We start from the raw sequence: 16,841 nt of genomic DNA on the forward strand, positions 1-16,841 counted from the left end.
GCGGCGTCACCGTGACCTGAACACGGTGACGCCGCTGCAGTTTTACGGGATATTTCGTGATCTGGACCGAACCCCGTAGTGGCTGGAACCGGCCGATCGCCGACGCGTTCTTACCGACCGCTCGTGCGCTTTCCTTCTGGGGTACCCGCCTCCTGGGCGGATCTCGCCCTCCCCGTGCCTTGAGTGGAATAGACTCAAGTTTGTGTACGCTACCTGAGTCAGCAAGCTGAGCCGGCGAGCTGAGTCCGGCACGGGTATGACGCCAGGAGGAGAACGCGAACGTGGACGCCGAGCTGACCAACCGGAGCCGGGACGCGATCAACGCGGCCGGAAACCGAGCCCTGTCCGACGGGCACCCGGACCTCACCCCCGCCCATCTGCTGCTGGCCCTGCTCCAGGGCCAGGAGAACGAGAACATCACCGACCTGCTCGCCGCGGTCGACGCCGACCAGGTAGCCGTACGCTCCGGTGTCGAGCGGGTGCTGGCCGGCCTGCCCAGCGTGACCGGGTCCACCGTCGCGCCCCCGCAGCCCAACCGTGAGCTGCTCGCGGTGATCGCGGACGCCAATGAGCGGGCCACCGAGCTCGGGGACGAGTACCTCTCCACCGAGCACCTGCTCATCGGCATCGCCGCGAAGGGCGGCGCGGCCGGCGACGTACTCTCCGGTCAGGGCGCCACGGCGAAGAAGCTGCTGGAGGCCTTCCGGAAAGCAAGGGGAGGACGCCGGGTGACCACAGCAGACCCCGAGGGCCAGTACAAGGCCCTGGAGAAGTTCGGGACGGATTTCACCGCCGCCGCCCGCGAGGGCAAGCTCGACCCCGTCATCGGGCGGGACCAGGAGATCCGGCGGGTCGTGCAGGTGCTGTCCCGCCGCACCAAGAACAACCCGGTGCTCATCGGCGAGCCCGGCGTCGGCAAGACCGCCGTGGTCGAGGGGCTGGCCCAGCGGATCGTGAAGGGCGACGTGCCCGAGTCCCTCAAGGACAAGCGGCTGGTCGCGCTGGACCTGGGCGCGATGGTCGCCGGGGCGAAGTACCGGGGCGAGTTCGAGGAGCGGCTGAAGACCGTCCTCGCGGAGATCAAGGACTCCGACGGGCAGATCATCACCTTCATCGACGAGCTGCACACCGTGGTCGGCGCGGGCGCCGGCGGGGACTCCGCCATGGACGCGGGCAACATGCTCAAGCCGATGCTGGCCCGCGGTGAGCTGCGCATGGTCGGCGCGACGACCCTCGACGAGTACCGCGAGCGGATCGAGAAGGACCCGGCGCTGGAGCGGCGCTTCCAGCAGGTGCTGGTCGCCGAGCCGACCGTCGAGGACACCATCGCCATCCTGCGCGGTCTCAAGGGCCGCTACGAGGCCCACCACAAGGTGCAGATCGCGGACAGCGCGCTGGTCGCCGCGGCCACCCTCTCCGACCGGTACATCACCTCCCGCTTCCTCCCCGACAAGGCCATCGACCTGGTCGACGAGGCGGCCTCCCGCCTGCGCATGGAGATCGACTCCTCGCCCGTCGAGATCGACGAACTCCAGCGGGCCGTCGACCGGTTGAAGATGGAGGAGCTGGCCCTCAGCAAGGAGACCGACCCCGCCTCCCGCGACCGTCTGGACAAGCTGCGCCGCGACCTCGCCGACAAGGAGGAGGAGCTGCGCGGCCTCACCGCCCGCTGGGACAAGGAGAAGCAGTCCCTCAACCGGGTCGGTGCCCTGAAGGAGAAGCTGGACGAGCTGCGCGGCCAGGCCGAACGCGCCCAGCGCGACGGCGACTTCGACACCGCCTCCAAGCTGCTCTACGGCGAGATCCCGGCCCTGGAGCGGGACCTGGAGGCCGCCTCGGAGGCCGAGGAGGAGGCCGCCAGGGACACCATGGTCAAGGACGAGGTCGGCGCCGACGACATCGCCGACACCGTCGCCGCCTGGACCGGCATCCCGGCCGGCCGCCTCCTGGAGGGCGAGACGCAGAAGTTGCTGCGGATGGAGGAGGAGCTGGGGAGGCGCCTGATCGGCCAGGGCGAGGCCGTGCGGGCCGTGTCCGACGCCGTCCGCCGCACCCGCGCCGGCATCGCCGACCCGGACCGCCCGACCGGCTCGTTCCTCTTCCTGGGCCCCACCGGCGTCGGCAAGACCGAACTCGCCAAGGCGCTCGCCGACTTCCTCTTCGACGACGAGCGGGCGATGATCCGCATCGACATGTCGGAGTACGGCGAGAAGCACTCCGTGGCCCGCCTGGTCGGCGCCCCGCCCGGCTACATCGGCTACGAGGAGGGCGGCCAGCTGACCGAGGCGGTGCGCCGCCGCCCGTACAGCGTGGTGCTCCTTGACGAGGTGGAGAAGGCCCACCCGGAGGTCTTCGACATCCTCCTCCAGGTGCTGGACGACGGACGCCTGACGGACGGCCAGGGCCGCACGGTCGACTTCCGCAACACCATCCTGGTGCTGACGTCCAACCTGGGCAGCCATTTCCTGGTGGACCCGCTCACCAGCGAGCAGGAGAAGAAGGAACAGGTGCTGGAGGTGGTCCGCGCCTCTTTCAAGCCGGAGTTCCTCAACCGGCTCGACGACCTGGTCGTCTTCTCGGCGCTCACCAAGGACGAGCTGAGCCGGATCGCCCGCCTCCAGGTCGACCGTCTGGCCCGGCGACTCGCCGAACGCCGCCTGTCCCTGGAGATCACCGACGAGGCCCTCACCTGGCTCGCCGACGAGGGCAACGACCCGGCCTACGGCGCCCGACCGCTGCGCCGCCTGGTCCAGACCGCCATCGGCGACCGCCTCGCCAAGGAGATCCTCTCCGGCGAGATCAAGGACGGCGACACGGTCCGGGTGGACGCCTTCGGGGAGGGACTGATCGTGGGCCCGGTAACGGGGAAGACTCTGTAGTACGTCCGCGGTACGTCCGCACCGACCGGATCCTGTCAGCCGAGGGCTGACAGGCCCCGTCGGGGCTTGCCACCCCCCTCCCCGCATGGGGGAGGATGGCGGGATCCGTACGAAGGGAAAATCACGGTGACCATCGACCCGTCCTCGATTCCGAACTTCGGGGGCCAGCCCGAGCCGCAGCCGCAAGGACCGGCGGGCCCCGTCGTCCCGGATCAGGATCTTGTGAAGCAGCTCCTCGACCAGATGGAGCTCAAGTACGTCGTCGACGACGAGGGTGACCTCGCGGCGCCGTGGGAGCAGTTCCGTACGTACTTCATGTTCCGCGGCGAGGAGGACCAGCAGGTCTTCTCCGTGCGGACGTTCTACGACCGGCCCCACAAGATCGACGAGAAGCCGCTGCTGCTGGAGTCCATCGACGACTGGAACCGGCGGACCCTGTGGCCCAAGGTCTACAGCCACACCCACGACGACGGCACCGTCCGCCTCATCGGCGAGGCGCAGATGCTGATCGGCACCGGGGTGAGCCTGGAGCACTTCGTCTCCTCCACGGTCAGCTGGGTACGAGCCGCCATCGAGTTCGACAAGTGGCTCGTGGAACAGCTCGGCCTGGAAGAGGAGATCAACGACGCTGAGAAGCCGGAGGACGACGAGGAGTAGCCCTCGACCCGTCACCGCACCGGCGTCCGGCGCGTACCACCGGATACCCGCCGAACGCGAGGGAGAGCCCGGCCAGGGCACCGACCACGGAGGTCGCGTGCCGGGGCCGGGCTCTCGCCGTTCGCGGGGCTCGGACTCGAAGAGCCTCGGTGACGCGGCACTGTCCGTCGTATCCTGACCACACACGGGAAGGAGCCGTCCATGAGCGTCGACGCGATCGTGCGCACCGAGTTCCCCAAGGGGTACACGGTCCTGTTCGGAGCTGACGGAAAGGTGATCATGACTCCGCAGAGCTTCGAGCACTCCAGCACGATCAAGTCGATGCAGTACGACACGATCGTGTCCCTCGGACGCCACGCGAAGGTCACCTCCGACGTCTACATCGACTTCCCCGCCGATGAGAACTCCGCCCCCGATCTGGCGATCCTTCGCGAGGACGCCCGCCGCGAAGGCAAGCGCTACGGCTTCGAGGACGTCCTGCTGATCTCCGAGGTCGTCTCGACCTCATCCGCACGCAAGGACTACGACGACTGCACCGCGAAGTACGGCCGCTACGGCATCCCGGTCTACCTGGTCGTGGACCCCTACGCCCAGGAAGTCGTCCTGCACACCGAGCCGACCGCCACCGGTTACATCGCGGCACACACCCACAAGTACGGCACGGGGAAACTCCCCATCCCGCTGGCCGACGGCCGCACCTTCACCCTCGACCTCGACGAGCTTCCGCGCCCGGAGCCCGAGGCGAACGCTCGCTGAAGCAGCACTCACGGTGCGGCCGCGTCGTCGGGCAAAGGGGTCGCTGGTTCAGGACGCCAGGGTTCGCAGGCGGCGGGTGGCCTCGGTGAGGACGTCGTCACGCTTGCAGAAACCGACCAACCAGGTCGCGTGCCGGGCCGGGCTCTCCCTCACGTCCGCACCGCTCCCGGTGTGATCAGCCCGCCGGCGTCTTCAGCCGCTGCGCCGCCGCCGGGCACCACCGTCCCTGGAGCGGCCGGGCCCCGGCAGCCGTCCGTGTCCCGGGTACACCGGTCCCTCGTCCGCGGGGGTCCGGCGGGCCACTGACCTCCTTGAAGAACCGGGGGAAAGAACCACCCGCCCACCCACCCTCCCCGGCCGCGCGGCGCCTGTCACCCGTCCGAGTGACCGGCTTGCAGGCGCGGGATGCGCGCGGTTACGTTCGCCGCGACAACCGCAAACAGATACGGCCCCCGGCCGGGACGGCAATCCCGAACGAGGGCCTGACCAACCAGGAAGAAGCACCACTTCCCGATGGCTGACCCGCAGTCTAACGCGCGCCTGCGCGCCGACGCCGGAGCTCCGACTACCGGCGTGATCCACGTCCGCACCCGGCTGACGGCCGACTTCACCGTGATCTCCAACGCCCTCGCCCAGCGACGCGGCAGCGCGGTCACGGTCGGCGTCGCGGTGTACATCCTCTCCCTGCCCACCGGCACCCCCGTGACCATCACCGCCCTGTGCGAGCACTTCACCGAGGGCGAGATCCTCATCTCGCGGGCACTCAGGGAACTCGAAGCGGCCGGATACCTGGAGCGCCGCCGAGAGCGACTGTCCACCGGGCAGATCCGTACCCGGACGTACTTCTACGACGTCCCCTGCGGCGACGGAGGCCTGTCCGGGCCGCCGAAGCCACCCCGGCCCCGGAAGTCGCCCGCAGCCGCGAACCTCACGCCCGCTTCGACGACCAGCACCGAAGCGACACCCACTCCCACTCAGGATCGGCAGAAACCGGCGTCGCTCTCCGGCGCCGACCCTCAGGCAGTCGCCGTTCTGACCTCGCTCCGCCGCGTCGATCCACGTCTCGTCCTGTCCGAGCAGGAGGCCGTACGGCTGGCGCCCGCCGTCGCCCAGTGGCTCGCGGCTGATGTCGCGCCCTCCCAGATCACCGCGCTGCTGACCGCACGCCTCCCCGACCACTTCCTGACCCGCCCGGCGGGCATCCTCGCCTTCCGCCTCCGGGAAACACCTCTGCCCGCGCCGCCCCCGGCACCCCGCCCACCGATCGCCGACCGCCCGGCCGTGCTGCCCTTCCACACCTGCGACGGCTGTGAGCGCGCCTTCCGCGCACCGGAGCCCGGACACTGCCGGGAGTGCCGGGACCGCCTCGCCGGGGACCTTCTGCGTGCGGCCGGCTGAGCCGGTGGGCGGGCGTGCTGTCGGCCCTTGGGTGGGGGCCTTGATGTGCTGCCGCTTCCACGCAGCTTCGGCGTGTGACCGCCAGGGGCTTTCGTGGTGCACGCCGTGGCTCACAGGCGCCCTTGACCAAGGTCTAGTAGGACTGTTCCGTTAGGGAGGTTGGGGCGTCGTACTCGGGGGTTGCCTTCGTGACCAGGTCGGTTGGCAGTGTGTGGTGTCTCGTCAGTGGTACCAAGGGGGAATCGGCCGCTTCTTGGGCTGCTGGGGCATCCGTATGAGACTCCGGCGCGGGATCGCGATCGCCGCCGTCGCCGGAGGCGGCGCCGTGACCACAATGCTGGTCGGGCTCGTCACGAACGCCGTGTCCGATGAGTCGCGGTGGCCCGGCTGGCTGGGGTGGTTACAGGAGCACGCCTGGTTCTCTTTCGTCGTGTTGGGCGTGACGATGGCAGGGCTGACGGCCCTGCTCGCCGGGCTCTCCGAGACGCGGCCTCCCACCCCGCTCGGGCGACCGGAGGATGGAGTGGGGCCACCGGGGGCCGCCCAGGTGCTGCGTTCGTTGCCGCGCGACACCGCAGCGTTCACCGACCGTGCCGCGGAGCTGGAGCGGCTGGTGGGGTCGGTGCGGGTCTCACAGGAACGTGGCGAGGGGCTGCCCGTTCATGTGATCGACGGCATGCCCGGCGTCGGGAAGACCACCTTCGCCGTGCACGCCGGCCACCTGCTCTCGGAGCGGTTCCCCGACGGACAGCTCTTCGTGAATCTCAACGGGCACACGCCGGGGCGAACTCCGGTACAGGCAGGCGAGGCGCTCGCCTCGCTTCTCGCGGCCGCCGGCGTACCGACGCAGCAGATTCCCGTCGGTGACGACGTCGGAGCGGTCACGGAGGCTCGGGCCGCCATGTGGCGGAGCAGGCTCGCGGACAAGAAGGCGCTGCTGATTCTCGACAACGCGGCCAGCTACCGGCAGCTGGAGCCATTGCTCCCCGGCGGAAGCGGGTGCCTGGTGTTGGTGACCAGCCGTAAGCGGCTGGTGGCGAACGAGGAGGTGGTCATGTCGGTGGACGCGCTGCCGCCGGATCACGCTGTCGACCTCTTCGTACGGCTAAGTGGGCGGCCGGCCGACGCTCTCGGCCGTGATGTGGTGGACGAGTTGGTGCGGCTGTGCGGGTGTCTGCCGCTGGGGGTGTCGCTTCTCGCGGCACGGCTGCGGCACCATCCGTCCTGGAGCGCCGAGGACCTGCGCGGGCGGCTGGTGGCGGCGCGGGACAGGTTGGGAGAGCTGCGCGCCGGGGAACGCGCTGTCACCGCGACGTTCGATCTCTCCTACCGGGATCTCGCGCCGGAGCGGCAGCGCTTCTTCCGACAGCTCGGCTCCTTCCCCGGAACCGATCTCGACCCGCACGTCGGCGCGGCTCTTGGTGAGGTCTCGGTCGTGGTGGCCCGTCGGCATCTTGAGGCGCTCTACGACGACCACCTGATCGACGAGCAACCGGGGAGTCGCTACCGGCTGCACGATCTCCTGCGCGACTACGCTCGCGGTCTCGCCGGCGAGGGAGACAGCATGGACCACGTACAGGCCGTCCAGCGTGTGTGCACCTACTACCTGGCCGCTCTCGTCGTCGCGAACGGGCACATCGTCCGCAGCGGCGCCGCGGTGCCATCGGCGCCGGACGACGCCTCGCGGGTGGAGGCCCCGGCCTTGGAGTCGCGGGCCGATGCCCTGAGCTGGCTGGAGACCGAGCGGGCCAACATCCTGGCCTGCGTCCGTCGGGCGAACGGCCTCGCCCTGTACGACCTCGTGGTCCGGCTCGCCGCGGCCATGGCGCCCTTCCTGCGCCAGGCCGGCCCCTGGGACCAGGCCGTAGGGCTCCACCGGACCGCCGCCGAGGCCACCCGCCACACAGGCGACCAGCGGGCACGGGGCGACGCTCTCGCCGAGCTGGGTGTCGTACGCCGCTTCATGGCCGCCTACCCACAGGCGATCGAGGCCCTGAACGACGCCGTGACGGCGTACGAAGCGGTCGACGACCGGCGCGGCAAGGCGGACGCGCTCAACCAGCTCGGCATCGTCTGGTACCTGACCGCGGACAACGAGGACGCGGCCCGCGCCCAGACCGAGGCCCTCGCCCTCTACCGCGAGCTGGGGAACCGGTTCGGACAGGCGAACGCGCTCGCGGATCTCGGCATGACACAACGGCAGTTGAGCCGGTTCGACGCCGCGGTAGAGGCGCAGAGTGAGGCCCTGGCGATCTACCGGGAACTCGGTGACCGGTACGGGGAGGCGAATTCCCTGCGGGACCTGGGTGTCGCGCACTGCCTCATGGGCGCGTACGACCTGGCCGCGAGGCATCACCAGGAAGCGTTCGACATCTACCTGGAGCTGGACGACCGTGTGCACCAGGCTTACGCGCTGAACGAATTGGGCGTCGTCCGACGGCTGACCGGGGACATCGAGGGAGCGCGGACGGCACACGGCCAGGCCCTGACGCACTTCACCGAGCTCGGTGAACGGTTCGGCCGCGCGACCAGCGTCCGTCACCTTGGCGTCGTGGAGCGCGTGACGGGGGATGCGACAGAGGCGATCCGGATATTGGAGGAGGCGCTGGACGCCTACCGCGAGCTCGGCAGCCGCGGGGGTGAGGCCGCCTCGCTGAGCGAGATGGGCGTGGCGCGCGGCATCGTCGGTGAGCGGGAGGACGCGATTGAAGCGTTCCGACTCGGTTTGGAGATCCTGCGGGACCTGGGCGACCGGTGCGGCGAGGCAGAGGTACTCAACCACTGGGGGATGCTGCTGTTCACCTCCGATGAATCGCCTACCGCCCGTCGGCACTTCGAGCAGGCGCTCACGCTCGCGCGGGACATCAACTGCCGGTTGGAGGAGGCACGGGCGCTGGAGGGCATCGGCCGCTGCGACTGGACGATTGACGGGCCTGGTCACGGAGTGGACTCGCTGCGAGCCGCCGTGGCCGTGTACCGGCGATTGGGAGTGAGCGCGGCCGTGGAAGACATCGAACGGTTGCTGGTGCCGCGGTTCGGTTGACGTCGACCATGTGGCCGAATTTCCTGTGCCGGGTGAGTGGTTGAGGATGCTACGTTTCCGGCTGATCTGTCGCTTCAGCCCCGTCGCACCGTGCCGCCTCCGGCACGTACCTCACGAGGAGCGTCGAATGCCGTCACCCGCGTCCGTCACCGCGCCACGCACCATCACGCCCGTCGGCCCGGCGTCCGCGGAGCCGACGGCGGCCGGCACCGCCGTCCTGGACCGCGTGGCCGCCCGTGTCCGGCAGCGGCTGGAGGTCGAGGAAGGCGCGACGAGCCGGGTCGGTGACGGTGCCCACGCGGCCTCGCTCATCTGGCCGTGGCCGCTGTAAGCACATCCGCTCGATGACAGAACCCGAAGGCGCGGTTCCTTTCCGGACGTTCATCCTGAAGGTCGCCAACCGCTGCAACATCGACTGCGACTACTGCTTCGTCTTCAATTCCAGGGACCAGGCGGCGCGGCGCCTGCCCGCCCGAATGGACCTCGCCGTGGCCCGGGCCGCAGCCCGGCGGATCGGTGAGCACACCACCGCACACGGCCTTCGGACCATCCACGTGGTACTGCACGGCGGGGAGCCGCTTCTCGTCGGCGTCGGGCACATGGCCGGTCTGCTGGAGGCCGTCCGGGACGCCGCGCCGGCCGGGACCCGGGTCCTCTTCGAGCTCCAGACCAACGGGACTCTTCTGTCCGGTGCGTGGCTGGACCTCTTCGAACGGTACGAGGTCGCGGTCGGCATCAGCCTCGACGGACCGCCGCGTGCGAATGACCGGCACCGGCTGACCCACGCCGGGCGGTCGAGCGCCGTCTCCGCCGTGCGCGGCATCGAACAACTGCGGTCACGGCCACACCTGTTCGCGGGGCTGCTTGCCGTCGTGGACCTGGCCAACGACCCCGTGGAGGTCCACGACTACCTGGCGGCGTTCGAACCGCCCGTGATCGACTTCGGGCTGCCGCACGCCACCCACGACGACCCGCCGCACCGCGCCGACCCGAGCGTGCCCGAGTACGGGCTGTGGATGAGCAGGGTGTACGACGCCTGGCTCGCGCAGCCCGAGTACGGGCACAGCGTCCGGATGCTGGAGGACATCGTGGCCCTCAGCTCTGGCGTGCGCGGCTCGGTAGAGACGCTCGGCCTGGCCCCGCCGACGAGCGTCGTGATCGAGTCCGACGGCTCCATCGAAGCGGTGGACACCCTGCGGTCGGTCGAGGAGGGCGCCTCCTGGCTCGGGCTCGACGTCCTCCGCCACTCCTTCGACGAGGCGCTGTCGCATCCGAAACTGCTGCACCGGCAGCACGGCAAGGATGCGCTCGCCGAGCAGTGCCGCGCCTGCCCGCTCGTGGACGTGTGCGGCGGTGGCTACCTCCCACACCGCTTCAGCGAAGCCCAGGGCTACCGGAACCCCTCTGTCTACTGCACGGACCTGGAGTACCTCATCCGACACGTCCAGGGCTCCCTGCGGCAGCACGGCTGGAACCCGTACGCGCGGGCCGCCTCGTCGCCGTAGACGCGTGTGCCGTACCGCCAGGAGGGGATCACGCGTTGGAACCAACGAGTGCAGCAGCGACCGAGCAATCGAGGAAGGACAGGAGGCGCCGATGACCGTGACGATTCGTCCCGCGGAGAAGCGGGACGTCCCCGCCGTGGCCGAGCTGATCGAGGAGATCGAGCGGTTCTACGGGGCGACCGAGACAGATATCCAGCCGATCGAGGAGCGCCGCCTCCAGGTGGAAGAAGCCCTCTTCGGCGTGCCACCGCTGGCTTCCGCCCTGCTCGTCGAGGACGAGACCGGTGACATCGTCGGACTCGCCGCCTATTCCTTCCTCTGGCCGGCTGCCGGCTCCTCGCACTCCCTGTTCTTGAAGGAGCTCTACGTCCGCGACACCCTCCGTCGGCAGGGCATCGGTGCTCGCCTCATGGACGAACTCCGCGCCCTAGCTGCCGCACGCCCCGGGTGCAGCCGGGTGGAATGGATGGCTGACCGCGACAACCCAGGCGCACGGGCCTTCTACGAGTCGCGCGGGTTCACCGAGTCCGATGGCAAGATCGTCTACCGGGTCGACTCCGGCACGGCGTGAGGGTGGTACGAGGTCAGTGGAAGTAGAGCGCTGCGACGAGTGCGGCGGCAAGATCGTCATCGGGCTCGGATGCGAGTGTCCGCCGGGCTCGTCGGCGTCGGCGCCCACGCGTTCCGTAGGTACGTTCGTGAAGAGGGAGTGGCGTACTCACCCGGATGACACGATCCTGATCTCCCCGACGCAGTGCGCGCACAGGCCCGGCTGGTGCGACCACATGACCGAGGACGACGTACGACCCCCGCGGTGGGGATGGATCCCAAATCCTCCACCTGGGCTCTGGGAGCGGTTGAGCAGTGCTTCTCCCGCGACCGCGACCGCGGGCAACCCGAGGCGACGGGCTGTGCGGCGGTGCACCGACTGTGAGGCGAACCTCGTGCAGCGCTGACCACTGTGCTCCCACGCCGCCCTGTTCTCGTTTCGGTGGGCGCGGCCGCACCTGGCAACGGCCGCACACGCCTGCGTCAAGATCAGTAGCTGATGACGAGCCGCACGGAGGGCCGGTCGATCACGGCTCCGTCGGCGAGGTCGCTGTCCGGTGTGTCCGCAGGGTAGGCCGTGACGACGGGTTCGGCGGTCCGGGCCGGGCTCCAGGAGCGGATCTGCGCGCAGATCCGCTCGGCGAGATCGGCGCCGGCCGGGCCGTAGCCGACGGCTCCCAGCCGGAACCGGGGCTCTGCTCCCGGGACTTCGGCGGTCCGCTCCAGGGTGAGGTACGCGATGGAGTCGCCCTCGACGAGGGCGGGGCTCAGGGCGGGCGAGGCGGGGCGGTGGAGACCTGCCTCCATCGCTTCGGGCTTGACGGTGATGCGGCACGTCGCTCGCTCCGTGGCGCTCAGCCGTAGCCAGACGCCGTCGAACGACTCGACGGGTCCGACCGTCACATCGGTCCAAGCGACCGACTTCGGTTGGGTGAGGACGTCACGCAGGAGGTCCAAGGCGATGGACTGGTCCTCGTCCCAGTAGAGCCTGACGAGCCGGTCGTCGTCGATGTAGCCGTTCCGCTCCCCGTCCTGGCCGATCACCGGGAGGAAGCCACACATCTTCACGGAGTCGGACCGCATCCGCCCCTCCTCACGTTGGAAGGCCACGGCCCTGGAGAGCCCGCGCCACCGCAGCGGGACCACGAGGCGTCCGCCAACGGCGAGCTGGTCCCACCAGGCGCCGGGGAGGTCCCACATGCCGACCGTGGCGATCATTCGGTCGTACGGACTGAACTCCGGGGCGCCGAGGGCGCCGTCCCTCGTGACGATGCGAACGTCGTCGTATCCGTTGGCGTCCAGCGTCCGGCGGGCGTAGGCGGTCACGTCGGGGTCGACGTCGCATGTGGTGACCTGTCCGGACTGCCCGGTGAGGTGCTTGAGCAGGGCGGCGTTGTAGCCGGTGCCGGCCCCGATCTCGAAGACGTTGCCGCCTTCGCGGACGGCGAGCTGGACCAGCATGAAGTGCACGACGTCGGGCTGGGAGGCGCAGCTCAGCGGGAGGGCGTCCTCGTCGGGGTTCTCCTTGATCGTCACGCTCTTGTTGGCGTACGCCTCCTCGATGGGTGCGTCGGGGAGGAAGGCGTGGCGGGGTACGGCCCGCATGGCGGTCTCGACGCGTGCGTCGCGGAGGCCGGAGATGTCCTCCTTCAAGATGGCGTCGACCAGGTGGCTGCGCAGGTCCTCGGGGGAGGCGCCAGTGGTGGTGTTCATCGCGTCCTTCCGGAAGGTGCCCGGCCGTGCGTGCGGCAGGGGCAGATCGTACTTACTCGTTCTGGTGCGCGGGTGCGGGTCGCGGCTTCATCCCGTCAGGAGCAGACAGCGGTCCCAGGGGGCGGTGGCCGCCGTGTTGACAGAGTCGGTGAGACGGACCAGGTGGATGCCTGCCGTGCCGCCCATCAGGCCGGCGCCGTCCGGCGGTCCGTGGTGGTCCAGGTGCTTGTTGAGCCGGGCGTTCAGGCGGGGTAGATGCGACGTGAGTTCGGCGTCGACGGCGTCGACGGCGGCACGGGAGACGGTCTGCATGAGCCCCGCCCAGCCGTGGCAGAGGGATGCGTCGGTGAGCTGGGCGAGCTGCTGCTCGTCAGCCAGGCATCCAGCCAGGGCCTGCTCGGCCTGACGCTGCCGGTCACGTTCGCCGAAGGCGAGGCCGGCGAGTTGCTGGGCGCGGGCGATGCCGGGGGTGCCGTAGCACCAGGACGGACGTCTCGGCCCTGGACGCTGGAGCTCGCCGTGTCGGTGTTCGGCTCGGGTGATCAGGTCCGGCCACCAGGCGCGCGAGCCGGTGCCGTTGCGCCACTGGTCGAGCCAGTCGCAGATCCGGGCGACGGCTTGCGTATGCCCGGGCACCGTGTGGCCGTGGCGCAGTGCCGTGGCCAGCAGCGCCAGCGGTCCGGCGATGCCGTGGGCGAGGCCGAAGTTGCCGTGTCCGCCGGGCCATCGCGGCGACGGCCGTAGATCAGGGCTGTCGCTGGTCCACCAGCCGGGCAGACGTTGCGCTTCGATGAGGACCGGTTCCGTCAGCCGCACCAGGTAGGCGAGGACGTCCTGAAGTTCCGTCTGGTGGCCGCGGTGCAGGTGGTACACGCCCAGCCCGGTCAGTCCGCTGATGAGGTCGAACTCGCCCAGGGTGGGCAACGCACCGCGATCGATGCGGGCGTGCGCCCGCTTGAGTCGTTGGCGTGTGACGTCGGCGAGGTGTGTGTCCAGGGTCGCCAGGGCGCGTGTGGCGGTGTTCGTGCGCGTGAAGCTGAGCACGTACGCGACGGCCGGGGCGCCCTCGTACAGACCGCATGTCTCGGGAGCGGCCTGGATCGGGTCCTTGACCATGGCGGCGGCCCACGGCCGGAGCGCGTCCCTGTCGTCCTCGCCGCTGCGGGCCATGACGGCGTGCAGCAAGGCGACCCCCGCCGCGCCGGAGTACAGCGACTGCCCCCAGCCGGGCCCGGTGGGTGTGGGCGCCACGTCGTAGTTCATCAGCGGCTCTCCCCCGGCCAGGCGGCCCGTGCGACGGCGGACTGACGGGCAAGGCGGCGGCAGATCCCCTCGTCCTCCCGGTCCGCGCCGCGCAGACGGTTGTGATGCATGTGCAGCAAGGATTCCAGGACGGCGTCGAGGTCCATGCCCTCGGCGAGGCGCTCGCGATACAGCGCCAGGGCCGCGCCGCGGCGGTGCCAAGCCTGGGCGAGCGCTTCGCCCCAGCCGCGGGCCCGAGGCGTGCTGTGGCGAACGAGCGAGATGGCCTGGTCGCTGACGCCTCGCCCAACGCGAGCCGGAGGCGCGGGGCGGTTAGTCAGCCACCGCATGCCCTCGTCAGGGCCGAGCAAGCCGCAGGCGATGTCCACCATGCCGATCGCGGCCAGCGCGCGTCCGTCGACGCCGTCGGCTCCCAGGCTCTGCAGGGCGGCGAGGGCATGAGCCGAGTCGGCCGTGAACACCGCCTCGGCACAGCGCAGGGCGGCGCCGGGGCCGTAGCGGCCGGTCTCCGGGGTGTACGTGTCGAACACGAGCCTGCTGCTGAGCCCTTCGCGGCGCAGGCCGGCTGCCCATCCGGCGACGAGCTCGGTGCAGGCGGCATACTGGCCGGGGCTGCGCGTGCGGATGCGCAGGCGCAGGTGGTCGAGATCGCGCGGGGACCGGTAGCGGACGAACCACCACTCGGGTGTGCCTGGGAGTTGGGCCACGAGGCGCGCGAGGTGGGTGCCGATCAGCTCCTCGAACTGTTCGGGGTGGCTGTAGATCTTGGCGTTCAGCCAGGGTGCCTGCACCGCCCCCGGTACGGGTCCGAGGGTGCCGTTGGTGAGCACGGGAAGGAAGCCGGACAGCGGGTCGGGTATCGGCGGGCGGGTGCTGGTCATCGGCAGGGCGATCTCGTGGACGTGGCCGCCGATCCAGCCGTAGCTCTCCTCGGCCGGCGCTTCCGTGAGCGCGGCATGGGCTCCCCGGTCCAGGTGAGCGCGCAGGACGATGGCGTGTGCGGGGACGTCGAGTTGGAGCCGCCGTGTCCGGTCGTCCTCCCGCAGCTCGACGGCACCATGGCAATGCCACCGCTTCCGCCACCGGCCCAGGGCGTCAGCCCACTCCCGCATGTCCGCGCCGCGGCTTGGAAGGTCGTCAGCTGTCAGGTTCCAGCGACTGGGGGAGAGGACCATGCGCCCGTAGCGGACGCGCGGCAGGAACGGCAGCCGTGCGCCGTGCGGCCCCCAGTCGAAGCCGGTCCAGGCAGGACCGAAGGAGCGGGTCAGGTGCGCCAGGAACCGGGCCAGGGGCGGGGGTTGCTTGTCCAGCGCCATGGCGTGGAAGACCTGCGGGTCCACCAGGCGACGGCGGGAGATGCTGACCAGGTACAGGCGGGTGTGCGTGGCCGTGACCGCGAGGTCGTCCACGTCGATGAGCGTCGGCGAGGTGTCGTCGGGGCTGCGGTGCTCGCCCAACGAGATCACGTGTGGGAGATAAGCGGGGATACGGGCGACGTTCTCCGTGTGCGGGTACAGGGGCGGGAAGGAGAGCTGCGCGGTCAGGGCGTTCTCGACGCCCGTGGGAACTTGGCGGTAGATCTCGTCGAGTCCCGTACCGATGGCGACCGGAGTGAACCGGGAGGTGAGCGTTCCCGCGGCTCGGGCCGGTGTCACCGTGAGCGTGAAGTCCCCGTGCTCCAGGGCGGACAGGCTGTCAGCGTGCAGGCGCGCACACATCTCCACGTGGGGTGGTGCCTCCTGCCCGGTCAGCGGTTCGCCGGCCAGGCTGTCGATCAGGTGGTCGGTGAGGACGATCTCTCTGCTGCCGTCGGCGAGTGCCTGCCAGGCCAGGGCCAGCAGCCGCTCGTCCCGCTCGGAGACTGTCGGGGGCGGAGCGGTCATGCGGCTGCCGGGGTACTCGGCGGGATAGCCGAGCCCGGACGCCGGGTCGACGACATCCTTCACGGGCACGAGCGTGCCGGTGCCGTACCGTTCCCAGAACGCGACCTGATACTCCTTCCACACACCCTGGCCCGCCGGTCGGCGCGTGAGCCGCAGTAGGGCGTCGGCAGCCCTCTCCATCTCCTGCGCGACGCTCTCGGGGATGCGTACCTCGGCGTCCAGCCGCAGGTCGACGGCCAAAGGACTTCGACCCGCGTCGGAGAGCCGACGCAGCCGACCCGTGAGTTCCTCCCGAGCCGGCCCTTGCACGCTCGCAGGGCGTCGGTTGTGCTCGTGTACGGCGAGTTGAACCGCTTCCAGCTCGTGCAGGACCTGCGCGACTTCCGGCACCGTTCCCGCGCCTGCACCGTGCAGCCGTTCGATCAGGTGGGACAGTGGATCGGTGCTGGTCATCGGCGCGCGCAAACTGGTGATCAGGAACTTCTCGCGTACCAGCGCGCCGAGCAGTGTGCGGATGTTCTGCGGCTCGGCTGAGCGGAAGGAGGCGGCCAACTGCTCGGCAAGGGCGGTGAAGTGGACCGGCCGGCGTGCCAGGTCCTCGATCACACCTACCGCGCTGGTGCGCCGGACGGTGGCGCCCATCGGTCCGCCGTGGGGGACGTGCAGGCGTCCGCCGCGGCGCGCCGCCAGGTTGTTCAGGACGACATCCAGGCGCTCCAGCAGGGCCGGGCATGCCTCCAGGCGGACGATGACGTCGTCCAGCCACTCAGTGTCCACTCGGGCCACGGCCCGGTGGGCGTCCCCCCACCTCACGTGCGGCGTCGAGCCCACGCTGACCGCGGTGACTCCCGCGAAAAGGCCGAACGGGGTCGGCCGCCCGGTGGCGCGCAACAAGTAGCGGACGGTGGCCATGGCGGCGCGCCGGACCTGCTTGGAGCGTGCCGGCTGCCCGCCACAGATCGCGTCGACCCGCGTGGCGAGATCACCGCTCGCCTGCCGTACGGCGCCGGCGAACCGCGCATCGGCCCACACCTGCTTCAGCCACCTGCCACACGCATCCGTGTCGGACGGATCAGGCCACCATCCCGGCAGACCCGTCAGCGGCATCGCGGCGGCTCGGAGCAGCGCTGCGCCCGCGTGCTGGTAGAGCTTTCCGTCGCTTCCCATCCCCATGCCTCCGCCATCAATGCTGTGA

The 16,841-nt window shown here is 70.3% G+C and carries 11 protein-coding genes; 8 read left to right on the forward strand and 3 right to left on the reverse strand.

What is annotated here, in order from left to right:
• The first annotated feature begins 281 nt into the window (after positions 1-281).
• The 8 genes from clpB (at position 282) to haaN (ending at position 10,809) form a co-directional block, all read left to right on the forward strand.
• A complete protein-coding gene (gene clpB, locus ACFYRY_RS29615) occupies positions 282-2,879 on the forward strand; it encodes an ATP-dependent chaperone ClpB (protein ID WP_389152146.1) in 2,598 nt (865 codons plus the stop codon).
• Positions 2,880-3,005: 126 nt separating this feature from the next.
• On the forward strand, positions 3,006-3,536 hold the full coding sequence (locus tag ACFYRY_RS29620) for a YbjN domain-containing protein (protein ID WP_389152149.1): 531 nt from the start codon (positions 3,006-3,008) through the stop codon (positions 3,534-3,536).
• Positions 3,537-3,737: 201 nt separating this feature from the next.
• Complete coding sequence (locus tag ACFYRY_RS29625; protein WP_389152152.1) at positions 3,738-4,292, forward strand: Uma2 family endonuclease; 555 nt, start codon at positions 3,738-3,740, stop codon at positions 4,290-4,292.
• Positions 4,293-4,805: 513 nt separating this feature from the next.
• Complete coding sequence (locus ACFYRY_RS29630; RefSeq protein ID WP_389152155.1) at positions 4,806-5,690, forward strand: hypothetical protein; 885 nt, start codon at positions 4,806-4,808, stop codon at positions 5,688-5,690.
• A 274-nt stretch (positions 5,691-5,964) separates the two neighbouring features.
• Positions 5,965-8,733, forward strand: coding sequence for a cyclophane-containing RiPP biosynthesis TPR protein HaaT (gene haaT, locus ACFYRY_RS29635; RefSeq protein WP_389152158.1), 2,769 nt, complete (start codon positions 5,965-5,967; stop codon positions 8,731-8,733).
• Between the two features lie 127 nt (positions 8,734-8,860).
• A complete protein-coding gene (gene haaA, locus ACFYRY_RS29640; RefSeq protein WP_389152161.1) occupies positions 8,861-9,064 on the forward strand; it encodes a HaaA family cyclophane-containing RiPP peptide in 204 nt (67 codons plus the stop codon).
• A 13-nt stretch (positions 9,065-9,077) separates the two neighbouring features.
• Positions 9,078-10,238 (forward strand): FxsB family cyclophane-forming radical SAM/SPASM peptide maturase, encoded by a 1,161-nt coding sequence (locus ACFYRY_RS29645; protein ID WP_389152164.1) that lies wholly within the window; start codon positions 9,078-9,080, stop codon positions 10,236-10,238.
• A 91-nt stretch (positions 10,239-10,329) separates the two neighbouring features.
• A complete protein-coding gene (gene haaN / locus ACFYRY_RS29650; protein WP_389152166.1) occupies positions 10,330-10,809 on the forward strand; it encodes a cyclophane-containing RiPP N-acetyltransferase HaaN in 480 nt (159 codons plus the stop codon).
• A gap of 467 nt (positions 10,810-11,276) precedes the next feature.
• On the opposite strand, the gene fxlM is transcribed toward haaN, so the two are convergent.
• The 3 genes from fxlM to ACFYRY_RS29665 all read right to left on the reverse strand — a co-directional run bounded on the left by fxlM (position 11,277) and on the right by ACFYRY_RS29665 (position 16,813).
• Complete coding sequence (gene fxlM, locus ACFYRY_RS29655) at positions 11,277-12,500, reverse strand: methyltransferase, FxLD system (protein ID WP_389152168.1); 1,224 nt, start codon at positions 12,498-12,500, stop codon at positions 11,277-11,279.
• An 87-nt stretch (positions 12,501-12,587) separates the two neighbouring features.
• Complete coding sequence (locus ACFYRY_RS29660) at positions 12,588-13,763, reverse strand: lanthionine synthetase C family protein (RefSeq protein WP_389152171.1); 1,176 nt, start codon at positions 13,761-13,763, stop codon at positions 12,588-12,590.
• Complete coding sequence (locus ACFYRY_RS29665; protein ID WP_389152173.1) at positions 13,763-16,813, reverse strand: lantibiotic dehydratase; 3,051 nt, start codon at positions 16,811-16,813, stop codon at positions 13,763-13,765. Before ACFYRY_RS29665 ends, ACFYRY_RS29660 begins: the two co-directional genes overlap by 1 nt.
• Between the last annotated feature and the right edge of the window lie 28 nt (positions 16,814-16,841).

Origin of the sequence: Streptomyces sp. NPDC005263 (assembly GCF_042872365.1) — a bacterium.
GTDB lineage: Bacteria > Actinomycetota > Actinomycetes > Streptomycetales > Streptomycetaceae > Streptomyces.